The 3,493-nt window shown below is 54.5% G+C and carries 2 protein-coding genes and 1 pseudogene; all 3 read right to left on the reverse strand.

Annotated features, from left to right (window positions below):
• Nucleotides 1-54: 54 nt before the first annotated feature.
• Entirely contained in the window at nucleotides 55-1,947 is a 1,893-nt protein-coding gene (locus Q0294_RS00420) for a hypothetical protein (protein WP_299459492.1), read from the reverse strand.
• 60 nt (nucleotides 1,948-2,007) lie between these two features.
• A complete protein-coding gene (locus tag Q0294_RS00425; RefSeq protein WP_299459493.1) occupies nucleotides 2,008-2,997 on the reverse strand; it encodes a phosphoglycerate dehydrogenase in 990 nt (329 codons plus the stop codon).
• 121 nt (nucleotides 2,998-3,118) lie between these two features.
• Nucleotides 3,119-3,493 (reverse strand): annotated as a pseudogene (locus Q0294_RS00430) (hypothetical protein); the annotation flags it as partial.

Genomic DNA, 3,493 nt, shown 5'->3' on the forward strand with positions numbered 1-3,493 from the left:
TACTAAGAATATGGTCGTCGTCGATTCCGCAACCGGATCTCGCGGCGATCCCGCTTACGCTTTTCTGATATAATGCGCAGCAAAACTGCGAATTTCCTGTCCATTCAGGACGTGGAACATACGCAGTTGCTGAATCGTTTCCTGGCTGAAGCGTCCCAGGGGAACATGAATCAGTTTTTTCTGATAACGTTTTGCCAGCCGCCGCCAGCCGGCACCGGGCGGCGCATCGCTGAGCAGGGCGATGTGAGTTTCTTCGCTGTAGTGGCAGGCAGAGACCAGCAGGCGTTCTTCGAGCGTGTCGACAAAATCAAACTGGGCTTCATTCCAGACGTCATAAATCGGGCGTGGCGGAAACAGGAACAGCGCGCCCCCATAACTGGCCAGTCCGATGCCGGGTCCGACCATCTCCTTGCGATAATCGGTGGCAAAAAACGCCAGCGTCGATTCGTCCTGATGTTCTGCATGCCAGGTGAGTCGGTACGGATAATCGCGCGGGTCAGCCGGAGAGTCGAACAGCATGAGCACGCAATCCAGCCGCCCTCTGCTGGGGGGCAGCACTTTGACGTGAATCTCGCCCGTATGCCAGTTCCTCAATGTTTCGCGCAGATCGAGTCCGTCCTTCATACTCGTCGTGAATTTTTCGGTCCGCGCCAGGTCGGCTCCCAGCAGCGACAGCGCGTGGTCTTTCACGCTGGTGCGAAATTTTTCGATGGCGACATCTTCGGGCGGCCAGCTGCATTGTTTATAGGGGTTCCAGTTCATCTCCCATTCATCCTGTTTCGGCTGGGGAGGTTTGGGGATCAGTTCGCAACTCCTCCAGGAAATCGGATTACCGGGCAGGCGATTGCTCAACTCAACCGTTGTGCCGTCGGGGAGCTGTGCCTGTTCGATGCCGAAGATGAGTTTCTCGAACGGCAGCAGATGCACGTACGGGTATTCGCGGGCCGTTTCGGCAATTTGAATGGCAAACTGATCGCCGGCAACCTGCTGTGCGGCTTTCACCAGCGTATACAGGTCGGGGGTCATGCGACGTTCGATGAGCGACAGGTTGCGCACATAACGAAAATAGACCGAAAGGATTTTCGGTGTAATATTTCGACCGCGCGATTTCAATTCAATGCGATACCGGTCCCGGGCCGTCAATGCGAGTTCCTTGATTCCGTCGACAGACAGGTTCTCATCATCGCCCAGTTCGCAGCGGGCCGCTTCATACAGGCCTGTGATATAGGGAAGTTCGCCTAGTAAAAATAGCAGTGTATCGGAATCGGTGGCGTAAATCGTGGTTTCGTTGACGGCTTCATCTTCGACTTCCAGAGGCAGCTGATCGAAGTAGGCGTCGTGAATCCACGGCCAGTCAGAAAGCGAGCAGACCAGCAGGATGGACTTGTACTTTTTTTCCAGTTCACGCAGCCGGTGCGCCATCATCGCGCAGCGGTCCAGCGGCTGTCCTTCCGGCAATTTTTTCAGTGCCGGCAAAACGGCGGCGGAAAATTTTTCGAGAGGTACTTTCTTCAGTGCATACGGGTCGGGTAATGACGCGGAAATGCTTTCAAAACGCTGTGTTTCCAGATCAATAAAATGGCGATCGATGCGTTCCATTATGGCGATGCGGAGCGCCGCGACCACTCCCTGACAGGGATCAATGGGGACATAACTGAAGATGCGTTGAACGTCCTCCTCATCGGCATCCTCGTCCGCTGCTTCCCACGGCGCAGAACTGGTAATCGGGGGTTCTTCCTGCAGGACTGCCGTAATGCTGGGCAGATAGGTGATCGCCCGTTCGACGTTTGTTTGAAACGAGGCCGGCAGGGGAACGGCCAGGCAGTCAAACTGGTTGGTCAACATCACGCGGCGGACTTCAATCGCGAAATCGCCGCTCCCGTGAATCAGCGGCAAGACGGAAATGCGGGGGCTGATTTTCAAAAAACTGGAATGGGGGGCTGTCATGATGGAGGCATCCAGTTTCCTGCTGCTGAGCATGTCAACATGCTTGGTTCATCGAAAGAGTTAACGCGACCAGTTCCAGTCTGTCGTATTTTTTAAATTGACAACACACTCTTCAGGCCATTCTCCCTGATACAATTTCACGATATTCTGAGCCGCCATCGCATAGGCGTCTCGATGCGATTCCTGGTCCAGTCCGCCCGTATGACAGCTCAGCAATACATTTTCCAGCTTGATCAGCGGACTTTCAACAGTTAAAGGTTCTTTTTTGAAAACATCCAGGCCGGCGCCGCGTAAATGCCCGGATTCCAACGCTTCCACGAGGGCGACTTCGTCGACCAGTCCTCCGCGTGCGGTATTAATCAGCACAGAACCGGGTTTCATTTTCGCCAGTGTGTCTCTGTTAATGATGTCGCGTGTGTCAGGGGTGACAGGCAGATGCAGCGTGACATAATCCGACTGTTTCAAAAGTTCGTCCAGCGCGACGAGTTTAATCTGATGTTTGACGGCGAACGCGGTATTGGGGTAAGGATCGTAGGCCAGCACGTGCATGCCCATGCCGATGGCCCGCGTCGCGACTGCCTGACCGATGCGGCCCATACCCATAATGCCAATCGTGCTGCCCCAGACGCGCGGTGTTAAATGCCACTCCCATTTTCCGGAACGGACCGCCTGATCTTGTGAACGCGACAGGCGGGCGATTCCCATGATCAAGGCAAACGCCTGTTCTGCTACCGAGTGATGATTGACTCCCGGTGTGATCGTCACCACTTTTCCCAGATCATCGCAGGCTTCCAGATCAACGGCGTCATAGCCGACACCATAACGTGAAATCACTTTCAGGTCGGGTAGCTGTTCGAGCACTTCTCTGGTATAGGGTTCGGCACCGGCAATGACGGCTTCGTAACCTTGCACCTGTTCTACGACGCGGTGTGGTTCTTTCCGTAAATCAACGTCTGCAGGCACCGTGGCCACTTCAAATCCGCCCGCTTGCAGGATTTCAAAATGCGGGCCAAATTCACACATTTTCGCAGTACAGATCGTACGAGGCATGATCAGTGTTCTTCTATCGTTACAGTGTTGGGATACGAGATAACCTGTACTGCTACTCTAGCGGAACACCGCATCTGCTGACAACGTTCGCAAGCCGAAAAAACAAAATGCCGTCGAATCCTTATTTCAGGAAAAAGAAACGCTCGGCGCTTTGCACCGTTTTGGGGTCTTCCTTGCGCAATTTGTCGAGCAACTGCTTGGCTTTTTCTGTGGTTTCCGCATCGGGGCCGTCCCCTTTTTTGTTCTTGCCTTTGGAGGCGACCAGCAGATATCGGACGATGGCCCGTTTGATCGACGGGATGTTGTAATCCTCGGCACCGTACATTTCCATCAGGCGGTCAAGGACACTCCAGTCATTCCAGCGGGCGAGGTCCGCGACGACCAGATCAGTCAGTTCCGGGCGGTCCAGCAAGAGCTGCATCGACTGGCGCAGACGTTCTTTACTGATGCGTCCATCGCCATAAGTCCACATGAACCGCAGTGCCTGCATGGCGGC

The sequence above is a fragment of the uncultured Gimesia sp. genome (genome assembly GCF_937919775.1).
Classification (GTDB): Bacteria; Planctomycetota; Planctomycetia; order Planctomycetales; family Planctomycetaceae; genus Gimesia.

What these genes read in the sequence shown, in the direction of transcription:
- Q0294_RS00420 (WP_299459492.1), bottom strand. Translation starts at nt 1,947, where the DNA reads ATGACAGCCCCCCATTCCAGTTTTTTGAAAATCAGCCCCCGCATTTCC.
- Q0294_RS00425 (WP_299459493.1), bottom strand. Translation starts at nt 2,997, where the DNA reads ATGCCTCGTACGATCTGTACTGCGAAAATGTGTGAATTTGGCCCGCAT.